Here is an 18,357-nt window from a genome sequence, read left to right as displayed (position 1 = left end):
CGCCGGACATCTTCACCACACACTTTTGCTCTTTGCTTTGCGGGCTGCACATTCCTGTGCCAAATAGCCGCGCTACTTAAGGTCACACAGATGGACATGCAATCCCGAATTCGCCAGCTTTTCCAGGCCAGCATCGACACCAAGCAACAGGCGATGGACGTACTTGCACCGCACATCGAGCAAGCCAGTCAGGTCATGGTCAACGCCTTGCTCAACGAGGGCAAAATGCTTTCGTGCGGCAACGGCGGCTCGGCCGGCGACGCCCAGCATTTCTCGTCCGAGCTGCTCAACCGCTTCGAGCGCGAGCGTCCGAGCCTGCCGGCCATTGCCTTGACCACCGATTCGTCGACGATCACCTCGATCGCCAACGACTACAGCTACAACGAAATCTTCTCCAAGCAGATCCGCGCCCTGGGCCAACCGGGCGACGTGCTGCTGGCGATTTCCACCAGCGGCAACTCGGCGAATATTATTCAGGCGATCCAGGCCGCACATGATCGCGAAATGATTGTCGTAGCATTGACCGGTCGCGACGGCGGCGGCATGGCCTCGCTGCTGCTGCCCGAGGACGTGGAGATTCGCGTCCCGGCCAATGTCACCGCACGTATTCAGGAAGTCCACCTGCTGACGATCCACTGCCTGTGTGATCTGATCGACAGCCAACTGTTCGGGAGTGAAGAATGACCGTTAAACGCCTCAGCCTATTGGCGATCGCGCTGTGCCTCGGCATCAGCGGCTGCAGCACGGCAATCACCGCGACACGTGACACCCCCATCCAGGACGACAAGGGCACCCGCACCTTCGGCAGCAAGATTGACGACTCGTTGATCGAAACCAAGGTCGAGGTCAACGTCGCCAAGGCCGCTACGGACCTGGGCAATGGCGCGTCGCGCATCGTCGTGACCAGCTTCAACGGCGTGGTACTGCTCGCCGGCCAAACGCCGCGTGCCGACCTCAAGGCCCAGGCCGAACAAGCCGCCTCGGCCGTGCAGCGGGTCAAGAAGGTCCACAACGAATTGCAGGTGATGGACCCGATCACCCTGCTGGCCATCAGCAACGACGCGCTGCTGACCACTAAGATCAAGGCGCAGATGCTGACCGATAACGCAATTCCCGGTTCGCGCATCAAAGTCGTCACCGACAACGGCATCGTTTACCTGATGGGCCTGCTGACCCAGGCGGAAGCGACCCGTGCGGCGAACCTGGTACAGGGTGTATCCGGCGTGCAGCGGATCGTGAAGGTGTTCGAGTACATCGATTGATGTAACCGACAGCCATAAAAAAGGGCGCCCTGCATTCACTGCAGGGCGCCCTTTTTATTAGCGGGTGATTACTGGTATTGCGAGTACGGGTTGCCCTGGAACTGGTTGTTCTGCTGCGGCGCCTGTTGCTGGGCACCTGGCTGGCCGTACTGCTGGCCCGGGATTGGGCCCAGGTTCACTTCTACACGCCGGTTCTGAGCGCGCCCGTTGACGTCGGCATTGCTGGCAATCGGATTATCCGGACCGGCACCGCGAGCGCTCAGGTTGGCAGCGCTGACGCCTTGGGATGTCAGGTAATTCGCCACACTCTGCGCACGACGCTGGGACAGGTCCATGTTCAGTTGGCGGCTGCCAGTGCTATCGGTGTAACCCACGATCTGGATGGTGTTCTGGCTGAACTGCTTGAGCGAGTTGGCCAGGTTGTTCAGCGGCATGTAGAAGCTGCTGGAGATCGCGTCCGAGTTGGTGGCGAAGGTGATGTTACCCGGCATGATCAGTTTGATCTGATCGCCCTGGCGCTGAACTTCAACCCCGGTATTGGCCATGCTTGCGCGCAGTTTCTTTTCCTGCTGGTCGGCGTAGTAGCCATAACCCGCTGCGCCTGCCCCCGCGACGACCGCACCGATCAGCGCGCCCTTGCCACGGTTGTTATGGTCGATGGCCGCACCGGCCAACGCACCGGCCAGGGCACCGAGGCCGCCGTACTTGGCGGTCTTGCTCATGCCACCGGATTCATTACTCGCCTGTCCCTGGCTGCTACCGTCATACGGATTAGGTGAAGCACAGCCAGATAACAAGGCTACGGCAGTAGCGACAACTAGCAGACGACGCGGAGTGAACATGGAGAAGCTCCTACTTTTGCACTCTGGGTGCAGAGGACATGGACAATGGATCTTTGCCGAGCTTTGAACGCGACAAACGGTAAAAATTCCGTAGACGTATCCCGACCTGTAACAAAAGATTCAGGACTACCGTCGCTGCACAAACCGTAGCAGACCCACGCTGAACACAAGCTGAGTTTTTTGCTACAGGCCTTGACCGCTTGCGCTGCAGTCACGCGCGCACAAAGGGGTTCTCACGCATCTCATCACCCAGTCGCGTATCCGGCCCGTGACCGGTCACCACCGTCGCGGCCTCATCCAACGTATACAACCGCTGCTTGATCGACCGCACGATCGCCGCCTGGTCCCCGCCCCACAAATCCGTGCGGCCCACGCCCCGGCGAAACAGCGTATCCCCGGCAATCAGCAGCTTGGCGTCGGCAAACCAGAAACTCATCGACCCCGGCGTGTGCCCCGGCGTATGCAATGCTACGCCGCAACCGCAGGCCAGTTCTTCATCGTCGGCCAGCCAACGGTCCGGGGGCGGCACCGGCGTATATGGCACGCCAAACATCTGGCACTGCATCTCCAGGTTGTCCCAGAGAAACTGGTCGGCCTTGTGCAAGTGCAGGGTCGCGCCGGTCTTCTCCTTCAACTGGCCGGAAGCCAGGAAGTGATCCAGGTGGGCATGGGTGTGAATGATGCTTACTACCTTGAGACCCAGCGCATCGAGCCGCGCCAGGATCAGTTCGTGATTGCCGCCGGGATCGACCACGATGGCTTTTTTACTGATGGGATCGCCGATGATGGTGCAGTTGCACTGCAACGGGCCGACGGGGAAGGTTTCGCGGATGAGGGTCGGCTTTGCGGTGTCCATGAACGGGCCTCGGGTGCAAATGAAGGGTAGTTTCGGGCGAATCTCGCCAGAATAATTGCACTATTAAACCAGACTGGAGTGGCTTCGCAGCCCACCGCGAGCAAGCTCGCTCGTCACGGCGTTCACTCTTTAACCAATCAACCGCAGCTCCTGCGCCCGCGCCACCGCCTGGGTGCGCCGCTCCACCCCCAGTTTGCTGTTGATATGGCTGGCGTGGGTCTTGACCGTGTGCAGGGAAATGAAGAGTCGCTTACTGATTTCCTGGTTCGAACAGCCTTGGGCGATCAGTTGCAGTACCGCCAGCTCGCGGACGCTCAGGGTTTGATGGTTGGGCGCCGGCTCGCTGACCGCGACGGCCGGCAGCAGCGCCAACAGGCACTGGTTCAATGCCCCATGGGGATCTTGGCCGAGTTGATCGCGCATCCAGTCGGGATACCCTTCAAGCAATCGCTGGAAGGGTTGCAGCGCCCCCCCGGCCCCGGCTTCAAGTGCGCGGGCCAACACCTCTCGCGCTTTGGCCTCCAGGCCGTTCTCCAGCAGCAACTGCGCCTGCTGGGTCAGCGCCATCAGGGCAATCATCTGGCGCCCGCTGCTGTGGGCGTGTTGCGCCAGGTCTTCGAGCCGCTGGAGGGCCGCCGCCGGTTGATGACGGATGGCATCCAGCGCGGCCTGCTGCAGCTCGATATGCTGTGGCAGATGCGGATGAAACTCCGGGGCGGCCGCCGCGTGTTCACCGTTGTAGGTTTGCCCCAGGCGGGTCAGCCAGGCGTCGGCCAGGTCGGTACGCCCCTGGGCTAGCCAGAGCTCGCATTTGATCAGGGTGATCATTGCCAGGTAGTAAATCGGCGGCACGTCCCAGATGTGCATCAGACGTTCGGCCTCGGCCAGTTCGGCGAAGGCTTTGGCGAAGTCGCCGCGGCGCCCTTCGAAGTTGGCAATCACGCAATGCCCGATCAGCACGCTGATATCCCGGCAGGCGCGGGCTTCGGCCAGGCCGGCGCGCAGGCGGTCCAGGCCGGCTTCCGGCTGATAACGCGTCAGCAGCAGGTAGCCTTCGTAAAGCGCTAATCGGGCGCGCACGGCGTATAGCCGCTGGGGCGACAGGTCGTGCAAGCGCTGCAGGCCTTGGCGCACTTCATCCAGCGAGCGCAGGATTTCGCCGCGCGCCTGCAAGACCCGCGCTCGGTCGTAATGGGCCAGGGCCTCGAACAGCGGGTTGCCGACGCGCTGCGCCAATTCGAGGGATTCGCGGTTCAAGCCACGGGCGCGCCACAGGTCGGCGTCGACGATCGCCAGGTTGGAGAGGGTCGACAGGCACATCAGGCGCTGGCCGTAACGGCGCTGCGGCAGGCTTTCCAAGGCTTCGCTGCAATAGCGCTGGGTCAGCTCGCGGTCGCCTCGGCCCCGGGCGATGATCCCGCTCAGCGCCAGCCACTGCGCCAGCATCGACTTCTGCGCGGTGGCCGATGGTGCCGGCAGGAAGCGGCTGAGGTAGCTCGAGAGTTCTTCCGCCGCATCCAACTGACAGGCCAGGCCCAAGGCCCAGCTGTACAGCACGATCAACCGGGGCGTGCTGATCAGCAGGCTGTCGGGCAGGTCCATTTTCCAGCGTAGGAGCATGCCGACGTTCTGCTCGGCCAGCAGTTGCTCCTCGGAGAGGTTCTGCACCAGGTTCGCCGCCACATCCAGATGACCGGCGCGCAACGCCTGCTCGACCGCTTCATCGATCAGCCCCTGGGCGTTGAACCAGCGACAGGCGCGCAGGTGCAGGCTGGCGGGCGGCAGCACGGCGCTGCTCGCGCGCCGGGTGCGCAGCAGGTCGGAAAACAAATGGTGGTAACGGAACCAGTGCCCCTGCTCGTCCAGCGGCACCAGAAATACCTGGTGAGCCTGCAAGTAACGCAGGATTTCCGCGCTGTCATGAGCGTCGCGTATGGCGTCGCACAGTTCGCTGCAAAAGCGTTCCTGCGAAGCGGTTTCATAGAGGAATGCCTGGACTTCTGCCGGCAGGCAATCGATCACTTCTTCCAGCAAATAGTCGCGTATCAAGCCTTCGCCGCCGTGCAGACTCTGCGGTAAGGCGCCTTCATTCCCCGCTTCGGAGGCCGCCAACAGCCAGAAACGCAAGCCGGCGACCCAGCCTTCACTGCGCCGGATCAAATTATCCAGCGCCTCGCCGCGCAGCGAACTGCTGTGGCGATCCAGCACCGCCAGGGATTCGGCGTGGGTCAGGCGCAGGTCTTGCTCATGCAACTCCAGCAGGTGCCGAGACAGGCGCAAGCGCGCCAGGTGCCAATCTGGGCGCTGGCGACTGGTAACCAGCACCAGCAGGCCATCGGGCAAATGATTGAGGAAAAATTGCAGGCAGCGATCAAGCACCGGGCCCTGGGCCAAATGGTAGTCATCCAGCACCAGCAACAAAGGCGCACGCGTGGACAAATGCACCGCCAGCTCATCGAGCAAGCCATCGAGCCATTCTTCGAAGGCGAACGGCTGGTGACGTTGACGCATTTTCAGCAGGCCCAAGGATTGGGCACCCAATTGCGGGAAGTATTGTTGCAAGCCGTCGAGCAGCCGCTCGAGGAAACGACCGGGGTCGTTATCCCGTGGGCTCAGGCCCAACCAAAGACTTTGCCAATGGGCCGGCAGACTCTGACAGAACTCGACCGCCAGCGAACTCTTGCCGAACCCCGCGGGGGCGCAGACCAGTAGCAATCGCCCTTCCAGGCCGGCGCTCAGCCGTTCGCACAGGCGCGGTCGCAGCACGTAGCCGTCAGGCAACGGAGGCCTGTAGAAGCGACCTTCCAGCGTCGGGATTACCGCGCTGGCAGGCCCGTGGATTCGGGACAGATCAGTCATCGCCGGGCTCTTGTAGAAGGCTGTTGTCGGCATTGCAGATGTCCGCAGACTAGCGGTAAAAACGGCGGGTTTGTAGATCTTTGCAACATTTGCCTGAAAAAGAACTGCGACAAAAAATGTGGGAGGGAGCTTGCTCCCGATTGCGCTGGGTCAGCCAATAGATTTATTGGCAGTCAGACCGCTATCGGGGGCAAGCCCCCTCCCACATTTGGCTACGCGTGGAGCTTAGCGAACACCGTCCTGGCGCAGGGCCGCCGGGCTGAAGTCGCTGATGCCGGAGATGAAGCCAAAGTCATACGCCTGCTTCTCTTCGTTCTTCATGCCCAGGGCCAGGTAACGGCCGGACTGCAGGTCGTAGAGGGTTTCCAGGGCGTACCACGGCACTTGCTTGTCGTAGTAGTTCTCGGCATGGGCTTCGGCGACGCGCCACAGTTGGCCGCGACCGTCGTAGTGATCGATCACCGCCGCTTGCCAGGTGTCTTCGTCGATGAAGAAATCACGCTTGGCGTAGATGTGGCGCTGGCCTTCCTTCAGGGTCGCGACCACGTGCCACACGCGGCGCAGCTCGTAGCGTGCGAGGTCCTGGTTGATGTGGCCGGCCTTGATGATGTCGACGTACTTGAGTTTCGGATCGTCGATCTTGTAGCTGTTGGAGGCGATGTAGATTTCTTTCTTGCCTTCCAGTTTCCAGTCGTAGCGGTCCGGCGCACCGTTGTACATGTCGAGGTTGTCGGAGGTACGCAGGCCGTCGGCGGCGGTGCCCGGCCCGTCATAAGACACTTGCGGCGCCCGGCGCACACGACGCTGGCCGGCGTTGTAGACCCACGCCGAGCGCGGTTCCTTCACCTGGTCGAGGGTTTCGTGGACCAGCAGCACACCACCCGCCAGACGCGCCGGCGCGGTCACTTGCTGCTTGAAGTAGAACAGCACGTTGCCGGGGTTTTTCGGGTCGAAGTCTTTCATCTTGTCGCGAAACACGAACTGGTCTTTGAAATACACCAGGCTGAACGAACCGTTGGTCTGCGGCGTGGCCTGGGTCACCAGGCGGGTCACGCTGCCGCCACGGTAGCGGGTGATGTGGTTCCAGATGACTTCAACGCCACTTTTCGGAATCGGGAACGGCACGGCGGTTTCGAAGTTTTCCAGGCCGTTACCGCCGGACACCAGGTTGGTGGTGGTGGCGTTCTTCTTGATCGAGGCAAACACCTCGGCCGGTACGGTGGCGCCGCGATGGGTCGGGTAGACCGGCATCTTGAAGGTTTCCGGGTAGCGCTTGAACATCGCGTACTGCCCCGGCGCCAGCTTGTCTTTGTATTGCTCGACGTTTTGCGCGGTGATGGTGAATTGCGGTTGCTCACTGGCGTAAGGGTTGGCCAGGAAACCACGGGCGTCGACGGCGCCGGCATTCGTCGGCAACGGCGACCATTTAGGAATGGTGCCTGCGGCGTTACCGGCCATTTCGGCGCCCATCGGGGTCAGGGTCGTGCCCAACTTGGCGGCCTCATCCGCCGATACCGCCGCCATGACGTTACTCGCCAGGATCGACAGCCCAAGCACACCGACGTGCAACAGACTTTTAGTTATTTTCATGTTCTGGTTCTTCCTGAAATGCAGTGTGCTTAGAAGTTGGCGCCGAAGCTCAGGGCAACGAAGTCGCGGTCATCCACCGTACTGAACTTGCCACCAAAGAAGTTGGTGTAAGCCAGGCTCGCGGTATAGGTGTTCTGGTATTCAGCATCCAGCCCCAGGCTGACCGCTTTGCGACCCTCTTCAAAGTTACCGCCAGGGCCTGGAGAATAACCTTTTACGTCGTGGGACCAGGCCACGTTAGGCTTGAGGTTGACCCCGGCGAAGACGTCCGGATATTCCCAGATGGCGCGTGCGCGGTAGCCCCAGGACGTCGCGGTAGTGAAGCCATCGTTGTTGCAGTTGGTGTTTAGGTTAGCCGCGTTGGCTAGACCCCCGCCTTGCGCCGTCGAGTTGTTGAGTGCATTACAGAAGCCGCCTGGCAGCTCCCCCGGACCAAAGACCGGGTCACGGCCATAGCGCGCTTCTGATCTGCTTTCCAGGCCACCCACATGGGTCACACCAATTTCACCCACGGTGGTCAGGCGACTTGCACCCATGACTTGGTCGAAGAAGTGCGTGAAGGTGGTCTGGAACTGGGTCACTTCCTTACGGTTATAGCCATGCAGATCCTGGCCTGGACTCCCCTTCAACACCGATGCATTGCCGTAGCCTGGGAGTGGGGTGACACCCGCGTAGAGGATGTCAGTGGTGCTCAGTTGAACAGGGGCGTTAGGGCGATAGCTCAACTCACCACTCCACGCGGTGCCTGTAGGCAAGGTGGTGGAGAAGCTCAGACCATACAGACGAATGTCTTCAGGGTATTCGACGAAATAGTTGGAGTTGCCCGCGACCACCAGTGGGCGCAACGACCCCGGCAGGCCGGTTGGCCCCGTATAAGCAGATTGCGGTGCGCCCTGGGCGCTGAAAATAGGCGCACGGCTGTGGTAATTCATGAAGTAAGCGCCGAACTCCGTGTCCAGCGGCTCGAAGTTGTAATGGAATGCAACACCAAATTGACCACTATCGCGAGCGTCGCGATCCGCACCACGGCGAACGAGAACACCCTCGTTATTGACGTCCACACCATTGGCAGCAAGACCGGGGAGGACTGCACCAGGCAGGAAACGGCGGCTGTTAAGCACCCGCAGGTTGTCGCTGCAACCGTCGGATATCACGTCCGGCTGCGAAAAGAACGTTCCACAGTTATCCGTGACGGTCTGGTCCCATTCCAACTGATAAAACGCCTCGGCCGACAGATTATCGGTCAAGGTTTGCGACATATAGAACATGTTGACCGGAATCAAGCCCTCCTTGATCTCAGCCCCCGGGCGACGGAACGCCGACACGTCGATCGGGTTGATGGAGTTGATGCCGCCACCGATGAAGGTACTTTCACCCCAGCTCACTACCTGCTTGCCAAACCGCACGTTGCCTGGCTGATCGGCAATGGCGTAGTTGTGGTAGATAAACGCGTCGAGAATCTGCCCGCCGGAGGACTTGGCGCCTTCCTTGCGGTTGTTGTCGCTGATGTCCTTGAATAGGCGGCTTTCATCTTTCAACTCAAAGTCATACCAGTACTTGCCCCGCACAAACACACCGGTGTCGCCGTATTTCAGCTCCAGGTCATGGATACCCTTGAAGATCTTCGAGAACGTCTCGCCGCGCTTGAAGTTCAAGTGGCCGTCATCGGAGGTCTGGGACAAGCCCTTGCCACCATTGTTGACGCCGATCAGGTCGCGGTTGGCCTTGGCTGTCGACCAGCTGGCCCCCACCGAAAGCGACGAATCGAAGCTACCTTCGATTTCACCAATGTTGAAACTGACGCCGAATGCCGGCCCGGCGAGCGTAGAGGCGAGACTGACAGCCAGGGGCAATCTTGCCCGGCGCCAGAACTGGTTTACTGAGGTCATCGACGCTACTCCATGTGCATTATTGTTATGGCAGTGAGTTCTTTCTGTGATGCATGTAACGGCCGGAATACAACGATTCCAATGCCGCCCCGGCAACCGAGCCCCCGTGGCTCGAAGCGCAACATCCTTGAAAAACTCTGAGAGGGACTATAGCCAGCAGGGGGTACCGCTTGATCCCTCTAAAGTGTGATTTGCATCACCGACCCGTCTGCCACAGCCCTTTCGCCACGTCGACGAAGGCCGACGCGGCAAGGATGGCTGAAAATCGGAAAATCACAAGTGAAGCCGCGAGATAGAGCATTGCCGTGCCCGAACGGGCACGGCGAAGGGCATCAAAGGGTGGACAGGAACGTACTGTTGTTGGCCTGCCATTCAATGATGTCGATGCGGATACGTTTTTTGTCGAGCTTGCCGACACTGGTCTTGGGAATTTCAGTAACAATGGCGATCTGGCTTGGAATCGCCCACTTGCTCAAGTGGCCCAATTCCACGAACGGCTTGAGGTGTTCCTTGAGCTCGCGAGCCCCTATCACATGGCCATCACGCACCACCAGCAAGGCAAACGGGCGCTCGCCCCACTGCGGGTCGGCGATGCCCACCACCGCTACTTCGCGTACCGCCGGGTGGCGGCTGACCAGGTCTTCAAGGGCCAGGGACGAGACCCACTCGCCGCCGGTCTTGATCACGTCCTTGATGCGGTCGCGGATATCGATCACCCCAAACGCGTCGAGGGTCGCCACGTCGCCGGTGTGCATCCAGCCACCTTCCCACAGCTCGGCGCCCTTTTGCGGCTCGTTGTAGTAGCCCTCGGTCAGCCACGGCGCACGCAACACCAACTCGCCCTGAGACTCGCCATCGGCAGGCAGGAAATGGCCGTCGCTGTCGATGATCGCCGCTTCCACCAAGGGCCCGGGCACACCGGCCTTGATGCGGTAACTGGTGCGCTCGTCTTCGGTGCCGGCCATCAGCTCATCGTTAAGATGGGCGCAGGACACCAGCGGCCCGGTCTCGGACATGCCATACGCAGCGGTCAGCTGAATCCCACGGACCTTGGCCGCTTCATACAGCGTGCGGTTGAGGGCGCTGCCGCCGATGACGATTTTCCAGCCGCCAAAGTCCACACCCTGGGCGGCCTTGGCGTTGAGCACCATTTGCAGGATGGTCGGCACACAGTGGGAGAAGGTGACCTTCTCCTTGCGCCACAGCTCCACCAGGTATTCCGGATCGTAACGCCCGGGGTAGACCTGTTTCAGGCCCAGCATGGTCGCCACATACGGCAGGCCCCAGGCATGCACATGGAACATCGGCGTGATCGGCATATACACGTCGTTGGTGCCCAGCAGGCGCACGCTGTCGACACTGCCCATGATGGTCGCCACGCCAATGGTGTGCAGCACCAATTGGCGATGGGTGAAGTACACCCCCTTGGGGTTGCCGGTGGTGCCGGTGGTATAGAAGGTGGTGGCGACAGAATTTTCGTCAAAATCCTCGAAATCGTACTTCGGGCTGGCGGCGGCCAGCAGGGTTTCGTACTCCCCCACCAGGTTCGGCAGCTCAGCGGTTTTCTCGGCCGCATCGGTCAGCAACAACGTTTTGTCGACGGTGGTGAGCTGCCCGGCAATCGCCTGGTAAAGCCCCACGAACTCGCTGTTGACCAGCACAAAGCGGTCCTCGGCGTGGTTCATGGTGTAGAGAATCTGTTCCGGCGACAGGCGCACGTTGATGGTGTGGATCACCGCGCCGATCATCGGGATCGCGAACATGCATTCCAGGTAACGGTGGCTGTCCCAGTCCATCACAGCGACGGTATCACCGGCCTTGACCCCGGCGTCAGTGAGCACATTGGCCAGGCGCGCGACCCGCTCGATCAGGGTCGGATAGGTGTAGCGCAGCTTGTCGCGGTAGATGATTTCCCGGGTCTTCTCGTAACGGGCCCCGGACATCAGCAGGCGTTTGATCAACAGCGGATATTGGTACGCACCTTCGGCGGGCGGGATAACACGGGTCTGCAACATACGAATCCCTTTTTATGACTGCACGGTCTTGGCTTGAAGACCTGCACTGTAGAGACGTTAGGTGCCGGCCAAATCAGCCAAAGGAATGATTTGCAGCCTCCTGTGAATGCTAGCTTTGCGCCAGTATCCGCTTCGGGACATAAGCAAATAAGATCAGGAAGCACCCTTCGCTGAAAGGCGAACCTTCCGACATTCGTCACGGATAGCAACTCTTTACGCTTTGGACTTTCGTCGCACCCATCGCTAAAGGACCGCTATGCACAACGATCCCATGCACCGCACGGACACACTCAACCCGAACAAGGATTTCATCGGCGGAAAACAGAAACGGCATTGGATAGAGTTCCAATTGCTGGATGAGCAGGGCGAGCCCCTGGCGAACCTGCCTTACCGTGCGGTGAATGAGGCCACTCGTGAGCGTGTTGTGCCGGAGTTTCTTGGCCAAAGCGATGCCGAGGGTGTGATTCGCATCGAGGGCTTGCATCCGCTGCCTATCACGTTGTTGATGGAGGCCAACCCTTTGGCCGATCAACTGCAAACGCGTCGTTTGCGTGCTGAGCGCGCGGAGCCGCCTCGACCGGTTATCGGGGATCGTACACCGCTGTATGGCCCGCAACGCTCAGGCTTTTCGCCGATTGAGAAGCAGGCGCTGGCTGCGGGGCGCTGCTACCACTATCTACGAATCGGTCAATTATGTGACCGACAACCAACATTCCAGCCCCCCTTGAATGATTCGAATCAGCTACCGGCGTTTCATTTCCCGGAACGAAAGTTCAACGGCTTCACCGTCAGTGGCGATGAACTGGACCGTCGTCATGTGCTGGAAGTCTGCCCATTTCGCGCCTGGTCTCTGATGTTGCATCACCAGTCTGGGTACAGCCTGGTCAATGCCTACAACCTGGGGTTGATGAGTATTCTGGCGTATAGCACGCGGGATGAACGCGAACTGGGTTCCGTCAACGAGTTTTTCGAGCAGCAATGCCTGGATTTGTCACGTACACCTCGGGTTTGGGATAACGGCCAGGCATGGCCATGTGTGGTGGTTGATGTGCCTTTCAGTGATCGTTATTTGACGATCAAAGCCTTGGATACCGCTAAGGCAGACGTGCCGGAAGGTCATACCCAGTTGTTTTACGCTATCAGTGTTTCCCAAGTGTTGGTGGCTTGGCGTGGCACTGAGATGGAAGGGCTTGCTGACCTCATCACCGATGCGACCTTTCGTCCTGTGAAACCGGAGATCGCTGCGGTTTGCGAGCCTAAGGTTCCTTGCCCTGACCTTACTGCTGTGGGCAGTGTGCACCTTGGCTTTCGCGATGCATTTGAGGTAGCGAGAAGAGTTTTTGATACTGATTTTGGCAAGACGATTCTTGGTGGTGTTCGCGATAAAAAATTGTTCATCTGCGGCCATAGCCTGGGCGGCGCCCTCGGCCTCATCCACGCGGCCTCGCTGAAAAACCATAACCCCCTGCTCTACACCTACGGCATGCCCCGCACCTTCACCCTCCACGCCGTACAGTTTTTGGGCGACTTATGGCACTTTCGCCATGTCAATGACATGGACGCCATTCCTCGCGTCCCCCCCGAGGCCGCGTTGGACAATTACCTATATGACGCCTATGGCCCTGTCGGCCTGCTCGCCGGGTTTAGTTGGTCGCTACGTCAAGCCGTCTCCAGCGCAGTATTCAAACATGAAGACCCGTTCAGCCATCACGGTGAGATCGCCATGTTTTTCCGGGCCGAGCAACACCAGCAACAGGAGATCACACCATACCCCGCTTACCGCAAACCCGATGGCACGCCTTATCGCAGCACTATCGCCTACGAACTGCCGGAAAAAGCCAAGCTGTATTTGGTCCCCAGCCTGAGCGAGGACGGTGACCAGCAAGTCGAGCAGGCCACGCAGTGCCTGAACACGTCGCTGAACGCCGAAAGTCGTGCCCGGTTCTTCCCTCGCTACAGCAACCCGACGACGGGGCGAATGCCGCGTATTGGCGATCACTTCATGTCGCAATACCAACCCTATATCCATAACCAATTACTGGAATCGATTGACGCCGAGCGCGATCCATTGCTGGAGCGACAGGTCCAACGGCGCAAGTTCGAACAACAGCTAAAGGATTACTACGCGAGCATTCACGAGGACGAACTGGCCCGCAATCGCGTGTTCCTCGACTTACAGCGTCTGGTAGACCAAGCCCTGCATATCACCCAGCAAGTAGCAGGTGGCGCCGAGGCGCTGCAGCGCTTTAACGCCATTGCCGACCCAAAAGCTTATTACGAGAAAACCTATGGTTAAGCCTATTCACACGCGAAAGGACGAAATCCGGTTCCTCCGCCTGCTCACGGTTGTGTGCGCGATGTTTTTCAGTCTCAGTGGATGCCGTCAGGACCACAGCCTGGCCCCGCCTGCTAACAGCGAAAAAATAACCGTCACCGTGAAACTGCCCAAGGAGCTGAAAACCGAAACTATGTGGGTGATGTATCGCTCACCCATTTGTAAGCGTGTCGACTACGGCGCCAGCGGCCAGCGCACTGAACGGGATGGTCATCACTCGGTTTACAAGGAACTGGAGCGCCAGGGGCAGAGTGATCTCTACCAAGTGGAACTACCGAAAGATGGCGGTGGCGCGTGCCGCTGGCATTTGGCGAATGTGACCTTTGGCGTGGTTTATGCCGATCCGACGCGTTTTGGCGAGAATGTGACCTCTGGGGGAGGCGGGGGCGTGGTTGTGATATTTGACTACAACGACTCGCCACGGGGTGGGGCTGATATCAAGGTTGAAGGCGATCTGACGATCAAGAAGGATTACTACCCTTGGGTCGATGAAGAGTTTTTGGGGCCTTACAAAAAAACTGTGGGCTTGGCCGGCGAGGGCAGCATTTACCTCAGTTACCAAGCATTACAGGCGCGGCAGGTATATTTCGAACCAGTCATACATTCCGATTTCATAGTTTATTCGGCGGGGCCAAAGGAAAAAAAGGAGGGAAACCACACCGCTTTCACCTATCCCGATGGTAGTGTCGTGGCAGATGGTCAATCGACGCCAGACTTCTGGAAACTACAAAGCCTGCGCACAGGACGCGCGCCCGAGTGTTTTTCACGCTGGCGTTATGCCGATTGTCTGGACCCCCGCCCGCAGCTGTTACCCGACTGGCTCCCAGAACCGGATAAGCCCGGGTTTGGGCGCTACCTCATTGTGGACGAATGGGGGAAAAGACTGCCTTCGTATAGCTATAGGCTGGTCGGTAACAACGGTCAAATATTCGAGGAGAAGACAGATGTCGAGGGGCTTACCGACCCTTTACCGGAAAGCGCCCATCCAGTACGTGAAGTCGATTTCCCCAACAGGAGATGGTGATGCCGCCTATACAAAAAATGGCTTTCGAACCCGCTGGTTCCGCCAAGGACAAAACCATATTCCATCTTGGTGCCGGTCGTAAGAGAGTTCGACTCATTTCATACTGGTAAACGCCAACTTCACCCCAATCGCAATCAACACCGCCCCCATCGTCCGATCAAACCAATGCCCCATCCGCGCAAACCCTGCACGCACCCGCTGCTGGCTGAACAACATCGCCACCAGGCAGAACCACAGCGCCGTGGCCACCGCCAGGTACACGCCATAACCCGCCTGCACCGCCAGCGGTGTGTGCGGGTTGATCACCACGGTAAACAGCGACAGGAAGAACAACGTGGCCTTGGGGTTCAAACCGTTAGTCACAAAGCCTGCGGTAAATGCCCCGCGTGGGGTGCGTTCGCCGACTTCGCGGTGCAGTTCGCCTTCAGCGGCAGGCTTGGCCGGCTGTGCGCGCAGGGCCTTGAAGCCGATGTACAGCAGGTAAGCCGCCGCCGCCCATTTCAGCGCGTTGAACAGCACGATGGACTGGGACACGATCAAGCCGATGCCGAGCAACGAGTACCCCACGTGCAGGAAAATCGCCGAACCCACGCCCAATGCGGTCCAGGTCCCGGCGCGGCGGCCGTGGGTGACACTTTCGCGGACCACCACCGCGAAATCCGGGCCGGGGCTGGCTACCGCCAACAGGTGAATCAGGGCCACGGTCAAAAACTCGGCGACGTACATACTCACTCCATTAAGTAACAGATTATTTCATCTGATAGGCTCGGTAGATTACGCCTTCGAACCCTGTCACAAAAGGTACAGTTGATGACGAACAATCGCCGCGCCGTCTTCCTCGATCACCCATCCCTCGACTTGGGGGACCTCGACCTCAGCGAGTTGCGAAACTGCTTCAGCGACCTGCAGCTGTTTGAGCAGACCACGCCGCAGAATGTGCTCGAACGCCTGCAAGGCGCCCAAGTCGCCATCAGCAACAAGATTGCGCTCAACAGCGAAACCTTGGCGGCCTGCCCCGAGCTCAAGCTGATCCTGGTGTCAGCCACCGGCACCAATAACGTCGACCTTGAAGCCGCCCGCACCCATGGTGTCACCGTGAGTAACTGCCAGGGCTACGGCACACCGTCGGTGGCGCAGCATACGATCATGCTGCTGCTGAACCTGGCGACGCGTTTGAACGACTATCAGCGGGACGTGAAGGCCAGCAAATGGCAACAGGCCAAGCAGTTCTGCCTGCTGGATCACCCCATCGTCGAACTCGAAGGCAAAACCCTCGGCCTGCTGGGCCATGGCGAACTGGGCAGCGCCGTCGCGCGGCTGGCCGAAGCCTTCGGCATGCGCGTCATACTCGGCGCTATTCCCGGGCGCCCTGCCCGCGCCGATCGCGTGCCGCTGGATGAACTGCTGGCGCAGGTCGACGCGTTGACGCTGCACTGCCCGCTCAACGAACACACCCGCGACTTGATCGGCGCCCGCGAACTGGCGCTACTCAAGCCCGGCGCGTTTATCGTCAACACTGCGCGCGGTGGCTTGATCAACGAACAGGCCCTGGCCGATGCCTTGCGCAATGGGCACCTGGGCGGCGCGGCGACCGATGTGCTGAGCGTCGAACCCCCGGTGCATGGCAACCCGCTGCTGGCCGACGACATCCCGCGCTTGATCGTTACGCCCCACAATGCCTGGGGCAGTCGCGAAGCGCGACAGCGGATCGTCGGTCAACTGGCGGAAAACGCCCGCGGCTTTTTCAGCGGCGCCCCGCTGCGCGTCGTCAGTTGATAAACTGCGCCCCTTTTCAAGGAGCAGACCATGGATCCGCGCAGTGAAGTACTGCTTCGTCAGGCCGAACTTTTTCAAGGCAACCTGCTGCTCGTGGGGTTACCCGCCGACGATTTGCTCGGCCGCCTGCCCAATGCGCATGGCTGGTGCTGGCATGCCGGTGACCAGGCGGCGCTCGACGCACGTTTCCCCGAGCGCAGCCAGTTCGGCGTGAATGTGCCGCAGCGCGCGTTTGATGCGGCAGTGATCTTCCTGCCCAAGTCCAAGGACCTGACCGACTACCTGCTCAACGCCGTGGCCGCGCGCCTGCCCGACGCCGAGCTGTTTCTGGTGGGGGAGAAAAAAGGCGGTATCGAAAGCGCCGCCAAGCAGATGATCCCCTTCGGCAAACCGCGCAAACTCGATAACGCACGCCACTGCCAGTTGTGGCAGGTCACCGTGGCCAACGCGCCGCAAGCGGTTGAGCTGGAGAGCCTGGCGCAGGTCTTCGAAGTGCCGCTGGCCGAAGGGCCGCTGAAAGTGGTGAGCCTGCCGGGCGTATTCAGCCATGGCCGCCTGGATCGCGGCACCGAATTGTTGCTGGAACACTTGGACAAACTGCCCAGTGGCCACCTGCTGGACTTCGGTTGCGGCGCTGGAGTGTTGGGCGCGGCGGTCAAACGTCGCTACCCGCACAATGCGGTGACGATGCTGGATGTGGACGCCTTCGCCACCGCCAGCAGCCGCCTGACCCTGGCCGCCAACGGTCTGGAAGCCGACGTGCTGACCGCAGACGGCATCGATGCCGCGCCGATGGGCTTGAACGCGATCCTGAGCAACCCGCCGTTCCATGTGGGAGTCCACACCGACTACTTCGCCACGGAGAACTTGCTGAGAAAAGCCGCGAAACACCTGGCAAAAGGCGGCGAACTTCGGCTGGTTGCCAACAGTTTCCTGAAGTACCAGCCACTGATCGAAGAGCACTTGGGCGTGTGTGCGATCAAGGCCGAAGGCAATGGTTTTCGCATCTATCGCGCCAAGCGCGGCTGACCGGCGTTTGCAAAAGAACACTTGCCGAATGGATTTCGCCTAGGCAGAATCCGCTCCGTCCTAGGGGAGTAGTCTCCCACGAGCGCCACGCTCGTCCGGCATACGTCAACATACTTGGTCAACAGACCATGGCGTATGCGACCCAGGAGTCCGCTCAGACGGACCGGGGTTTGACAAGACCTATGACACGCACACCTTACCCGGGGCGGGAAGGCTGTACGTGTCATAGCCGTGTCGACCCGCCCCTGGAAACCAACCTGATGCTCGATTCACTGCTCGTACCTACCGCAATCGTTGCCTTGGCCGAAATCGGCGACAAGACCCAACTGCTCGCGCTCATCCTTGCCGCACGCTTTCGCAAACCCTGGCCGATCATCGCCGGCATCATCGCCGCGACCCTGGCTAACCATGCCGCCGCCGGTGCCGTGGGTGCCTGGTTCGGTAGTTTCTTCTCGACAGCGGTGCTGCACTGGATTCTCGCGGCGAGCTTCTGCGCCACGGCGCTGTGGACCCTGGTGCCGGACAAACTCGACGATGACGAAGCCAGTACCTCGCGCAAGTTCGGGCCGTTCCTGACCACCCTGATTGCGTTCTTCCTCGCCGAAATCGGCGACAAGACGCAGATCGCCACGGTGATGCTGGCGGCGCAATACCCTGAGCTGTGGCTGGTGATTATCGGCACCACCCTGGGCATGTTGATTGCCAACGTACCGGTGGTTCTGGCGGGGAATTTTGCCGCGGAGAAATTGCCGCTGACCTTGATTCGTCGACTGGCGGCTACAGCGTTTTTCGTCCTGGCGATCGTGGCGGTGTACAAGGCTATGCAGAGCAGCGGCTGGATCTAAGGATCTAAGCCTGCAAACCCAATCCACTGTGGGAA

14 protein-coding genes and 1 riboswitch are annotated in these 18,357 nt (G+C 60.0%); of the genes, 7 read left to right on the top strand and 7 right to left on the bottom strand.

Annotation, left to right across the window (positions count from 1 at the left end; all coding sequences use genetic code 11):
• The first annotated feature begins 90 nt into the window (after positions 1–90).
• Together J2Y83_RS04235 and J2Y83_RS04230 are read left to right on the top strand one after the other, a co-directional pair.
• Positions 91–684: a phosphoheptose isomerase gene (locus tag J2Y83_RS04235; protein WP_003171862.1), complete on the top strand. Its 594-nt coding sequence runs from the start codon at positions 91–93 to the stop codon at positions 682–684.
• On the top strand, positions 681–1,262 hold the full coding sequence (locus J2Y83_RS04230) for a BON domain-containing protein (RefSeq protein WP_247406343.1): 582 nt from the start codon (positions 681–683) through the stop codon (positions 1,260–1,262). Before J2Y83_RS04235 ends, J2Y83_RS04230 begins: the two co-directional genes overlap by 4 nt.
• A gap of 68 nt (positions 1,263–1,330) precedes the next feature.
• Here the strand turns inward: J2Y83_RS04230 and J2Y83_RS04225 are convergent, their stop codons facing one another.
• The 6 genes from J2Y83_RS04225 to J2Y83_RS04200 all read right to left on the bottom strand — a co-directional run bounded on the left by J2Y83_RS04225 (position 1,331) and on the right by J2Y83_RS04200 (position 11,313).
• A complete protein-coding gene (locus J2Y83_RS04225) occupies positions 1,331–2,104 on the bottom strand; it encodes an OmpA family protein (RefSeq protein ID WP_253393447.1) in 774 nt (257 codons plus the stop codon).
• Between the two features lie 211 nt (positions 2,105–2,315).
• Positions 2,316–2,960: an MBL fold metallo-hydrolase gene (locus J2Y83_RS04220; RefSeq protein WP_253393446.1), complete on the bottom strand. Its 645-nt coding sequence runs from the start codon at positions 2,958–2,960 to the stop codon at positions 2,316–2,318.
• A gap of 129 nt (positions 2,961–3,089) precedes the next feature.
• Positions 3,090–5,819, bottom strand: a complete 2,730-nt coding sequence (locus J2Y83_RS04215; protein ID WP_253393445.1) for a LuxR C-terminal-related transcriptional regulator — start codon at positions 5,817–5,819, stop codon at positions 3,090–3,092.
• 225 nt (positions 5,820–6,044) lie between these two features.
• A complete protein-coding gene (locus J2Y83_RS04210; RefSeq protein WP_253393444.1) occupies positions 6,045–7,409 on the bottom strand; it encodes a DUF1329 domain-containing protein in 1,365 nt (454 codons plus the stop codon).
• A gap of 29 nt (positions 7,410–7,438) precedes the next feature.
• Positions 7,439–9,298, bottom strand: a complete 1,860-nt coding sequence (locus J2Y83_RS04205; protein WP_253393443.1) for a DUF1302 domain-containing protein — start codon at positions 9,296–9,298, stop codon at positions 7,439–7,441.
• A 332-nt stretch (positions 9,299–9,630) separates the two neighbouring features.
• On the bottom strand, positions 9,631–11,313 hold the full coding sequence (locus J2Y83_RS04200) for a fatty acid--CoA ligase (protein ID WP_253393442.1): 1,683 nt from the start codon (positions 11,311–11,313) through the stop codon (positions 9,631–9,633).
• A 256-nt stretch (positions 11,314–11,569) separates the two neighbouring features.
• Between J2Y83_RS04200 and J2Y83_RS04195 the strand changes: the two genes are divergently transcribed.
• Together J2Y83_RS04195 and J2Y83_RS04190 are read left to right on the top strand one after the other, a co-directional pair.
• Positions 11,570–13,609 carry a lipase family protein gene (locus J2Y83_RS04195; protein WP_253393441.1) on the top strand — a complete coding sequence of 680 codons (2,040 nt, stop codon included), beginning with the start codon at positions 11,570–11,572 and terminating at the stop codon, positions 13,607–13,609.
• A complete protein-coding gene (locus J2Y83_RS04190; RefSeq protein ID WP_253393440.1) occupies positions 13,602–14,672 on the top strand; it encodes a hypothetical protein in 1,071 nt (356 codons plus the stop codon). The genes J2Y83_RS04195 and J2Y83_RS04190 overlap by 8 nt, the downstream gene beginning before the upstream one ends.
• Positions 14,673–14,765: 93 nt before the next feature.
• Here J2Y83_RS04190 and J2Y83_RS04185 read toward each other — a convergent pair whose 3' ends face one another.
• Positions 14,766–15,398 (bottom strand): LysE family translocator, encoded by a 633-nt coding sequence (locus tag J2Y83_RS04185; RefSeq protein ID WP_253393439.1) that lies wholly within the window; start codon positions 15,396–15,398, stop codon positions 14,766–14,768.
• Positions 15,399–15,482: 84 nt separating this feature from the next.
• On the opposite strand from J2Y83_RS04185, the gene J2Y83_RS04180 reads away from it, so the two are divergent.
• The 3 genes from J2Y83_RS04180 to J2Y83_RS04170 all read left to right on the top strand — a co-directional run bounded on the left by J2Y83_RS04180 (position 15,483) and on the right by J2Y83_RS04170 (position 18,322).
• Positions 15,483–16,448, top strand: a complete 966-nt coding sequence (locus J2Y83_RS04180; RefSeq protein WP_253393438.1) for a 2-hydroxyacid dehydrogenase — start codon at positions 15,483–15,485, stop codon at positions 16,446–16,448.
• A gap of 30 nt (positions 16,449–16,478) precedes the next feature.
• Positions 16,479–17,477, top strand: a complete 999-nt coding sequence (locus J2Y83_RS04175; RefSeq protein WP_253393437.1) for a class I SAM-dependent methyltransferase — start codon at positions 16,479–16,481, stop codon at positions 17,475–17,477.
• Positions 17,478–17,527: 50 nt separating this feature from the next.
• Positions 17,528–17,649: riboswitch (yybP-ykoY riboswitch) on the top strand.
• A gap of 88 nt (positions 17,650–17,737) precedes the next feature.
• The gene (locus tag J2Y83_RS04170) at positions 17,738–18,322 is read left to right on the top strand and encodes a TMEM165/GDT1 family protein (RefSeq protein WP_247396011.1); all 585 of its coding nucleotides are present in this window, start codon (positions 17,738–17,740) and stop codon (positions 18,320–18,322) included.
• Positions 18,323–18,357 lie beyond the last annotated feature (35 nt).

The sequence above is a fragment of the Pseudomonas marginalis genome, from assembly GCF_024169655.1.
GTDB lineage: Bacteria > Pseudomonadota > Gammaproteobacteria > Pseudomonadales > Pseudomonadaceae > Aquipseudomonas > Aquipseudomonas paraveronii.
The sequence above is the reverse complement of the archived record's forward strand: the minus strand, read 5'-3'. Positions and strand labels throughout refer to the sequence as shown.